We start from the raw sequence: 2,962 nt of genomic DNA, 5'->3' as shown, positions 1-2,962 counted from the left end.
GGTGAAGGAACTGTTCGACAGCCAGATCCTGCACCGGCTGCCGGTCACCACCTGGGATGTGCGCTGCGCCCCGGCGGCCTTCCGGTTCATGAGCCAGGCCCGCCACATCGGCAAGGTGATCTTGACGATGCCGTCGGCGCTGGCCGACGGGCTGGCCGGCGGCACGATGCTGATCACCGGTGCCACCGGGGCGGTCGGCGCCGTGCTGGCCCGCCACATGGTCGACGCCTACGGGGTGCGTCATCTGGTCTTGGCCAGTCGACGCGGCGATCGCGCGGAAGGGGCCGCCGCACTGGCCGCCGAGTTGACCGAAGCCGGTGCCCAGGTCCAGGTTGTCGCCTGTGACGTGGCCGATCGCGACGCGGTGCAGGGTTTGTTCGCCCGGTTGTCGCGCGAGTTCCCGCCGGTGCGCGGGGTCATTCACGCCGCCGGGGTGCTCGACGACACGGTGATCACCTTGATGACGCCGGAAAGGATCGACACGGTGTTGCGGGCCAAGGTGGACGCGGCGTGGAACCTGCACGAGGCCACCCGCGATCTGGACTTGGCGATGTTCGCGCTGTGCTCCTCGATCGCGGCCACGGTGGGTGCACCCGGGCAGGGTAACTACGCGGCGGCCAACTCGTTCCTGGACGGGCTGGCGGCTCACCGTCAGGCCGCGAAGTTGGCCGGGATATCGCTGGCGTGGGGCATGTGGGAACAGCCCGGCGGCATGACCGCTCACTTGAGCAGCCGCGACCTGGCCCGGATGAGCCGGAGCGGACTGGCGCCGATGAGTCCCGAGCAGGCACTAGAGCTTCTTGACGCCTCGCTGGCGATCAATCAGCCGCTCATGGTGGACACCCTCCTGGACCGCGGCGCCTTGGGCGCCTTGGCCCAGACCGGCGGGTTGCCACCGTTGTTCGCCGGGCTCGTGCGCCGGCCGCGGCGCCGCCAGATCGAGGACAGCGGCGATGCCGCCCAGTCGAAGTCGGCGCTGGCCCAACGCCTTCAGGGGCTGGGGGCCGACGAACAACGCGAGCTACTGGTGGGGCTGGTGTGCATGCAGGCCGCCGCGGTGCTCGGCCGGCCTTCCCCCGAGGACATCGACCCCGAGGCCGAATTCCCCGACCTGGGCTTCGACTCGCTGACCGCCGTCGAACTGCGCAACCGGCTGAAGACCGCTACCGGGCTGACCCTGCCACCCACGCTGATCTTCGACCATCCGACCGCTGCCGCCGTCGCCAGCTATGTGGCCCAGCAAATGCCGGAAAGTCAGCCTTCCGGGTCCGGGAATGGAACGCCGCGGGTCGTCGAACCCGAACAGGAGAAGGTCGCGGCGCTTTCTTGATGGGTACGATCATGAAAGCCAGCAAGCTCGTCCGGGTCCGCTCCCGAGTGCTTGATTGGGTACCGCCCTCCGCGCAAGCTGCATGGGCGAACATCATTGAGGTGGTATGGAATGAAAGATCGAAGATCGACGGCGAGGTCCGTCGTTCTGGTGGTGCTGGGTGTCTGCCTGGGGCTATGGCTGTCGGGGTGCTCGTCTGCCACACCTGAGTCCGCGGGAAATAGTCCCACCACCTCCGAGCCCGACTCGCCGCTGAAGACCGACATCCGGCAAGCGCTGGACGCGACAAAGGCTTTGAACAGCGTGCATCTGACGATGCGGACGAACGGCCAGGTCGACAGCATGCTGGGTATCACCGGCGCCGACGTCGACATGCGGGCCAAGCCGCTCGCCGCCAAGGGCGACTGCACTTATCAGGGTCAGTCGGGCGTCCCGTTCCGGGTGAAGGACGACAACATCTCGGTGAAGCTGTTCGACGACTGGACCAATCTCGGCAACGTCACCGATCTGTCCGCCACCCGCCTGATCGACCCCATCAATGGTGTGACCAAGTTGCTGGGGGGTGTCACCAACCTGCAACCGCAGGGCACCGAGGTGATCGACGGGATCAACACCAACAAAACTAGCGCGACCCTTCCGGTGGACAGCGTCAAGCAGCTCGATCCCGGTGCCAGAAGCTCGAGACCGGCGACCGTGTGGATTGCCAACGACGGTTCACACCGCCTCGTGCGGGCCAGCGTGGACCTCGGGGGCGGGACCGTCCAGGTCCAGCTGTCCAAATGGAACGAACCGGTGAACGTCGACTAGAACCGGCCTAGGACCGGCCTAGAACGGCTGCGGCCTGACTGGAGGTCTGGCTTGGCACTGTTCCGAAAAAGGAACCACGCGGCCGAAGGGGACGCCGCACAAGGTGATTTCGAGTCGCTGATGGGGCTGTCGCCGGAGGACCTGGCCGCAGAGCTGATGCCGGCGTTCGGCCCGGATGGACCCCGCCACGGCAAGGATCTCCACACCCTGCAGCTTGTCAGCTGGCTCCTGCGCCGGTATCGCGGCGCCAACAAGGTATCGCGGCCGGCGGAAAAACTGTACGCAGTGGTAGGGGAGGCGATGCAGGTGCTGGAGCACGCCGAATTGGTCCAGGGAACGCAGAGCAGTGATCGCGGCGTGCAGTGGAACGCCACCCGGTTGGGCGCCACAGCCCTAGCCAACGGCGATGTGAGGCAACGCATCGACGACCGCAACGGTCCTTAGTCTTTTCCCGCGGTGGTGACGCCGAACACGCGAAGAACACCTTCTCTCAGCTGGTTGCGCGACACCGAAACTCGACCGGCTGACTGGCATGCGTTGCTCGATGCGCATGAATGCCGTTGTGCGGACGCAGCTTGTTCGGTTTCGAGGCCGTGAGGTGCCGGCAGAAGGGCGGGGGTTCGTCGGGGTCGGGGTTGTGGCTCCGGCCAAATTGGAAGAACACCACGGCGATGACCACCATCCCCGCTGGCGGGACTGAAGCCTGCCTTGATGCTCGACTCTGGCTAGTCCGTTTCTCCATCGTCGTCGGCTGCCCCGCGCGGGTCGTCGTACCGGAGACTTGGAGGTATGAGGGTGGCGGAACAATTCGGGCAACGTGAGGCT

Annotated in this window: 3 protein-coding genes; all 3 read left to right on the top strand. The window is 66.3% G+C overall.

Translation table 11 applies throughout. The features are described from left to right. The coding region (locus tag VML93_RS02690; RefSeq protein WP_325607413.1) for a type I polyketide synthase at positions 1-1,330 on the top strand (1,330 nt) is incomplete at its 5' end. A gap of 111 nt (positions 1,331-1,441) precedes the next feature. Then, complete coding sequence (locus VML93_RS02685; protein WP_325607411.1) at positions 1,442-2,137, top strand: LppX_LprAFG lipoprotein; 696 nt, start codon at positions 1,442-1,444, stop codon at positions 2,135-2,137. Between the two features lie 51 nt (positions 2,138-2,188). Beyond that, positions 2,189-2,581: a hypothetical protein gene (locus VML93_RS02680; RefSeq protein ID WP_325607409.1), complete on the top strand. Its 393-nt coding sequence runs from the start codon at positions 2,189-2,191 to the stop codon at positions 2,579-2,581. Positions 2,582-2,962 lie beyond the last annotated feature (381 nt).

Origin of the sequence: Mycobacterium sp. (assembly GCF_035499775.1) — a bacterium.
Classification (GTDB): Bacteria; Actinomycetota; Actinomycetes; order Mycobacteriales; family Mycobacteriaceae; genus Mycobacterium.
Note: the sequence above shows the minus strand (reverse complement) of the source record. Positions and strands in the feature narration are given on the sequence as shown.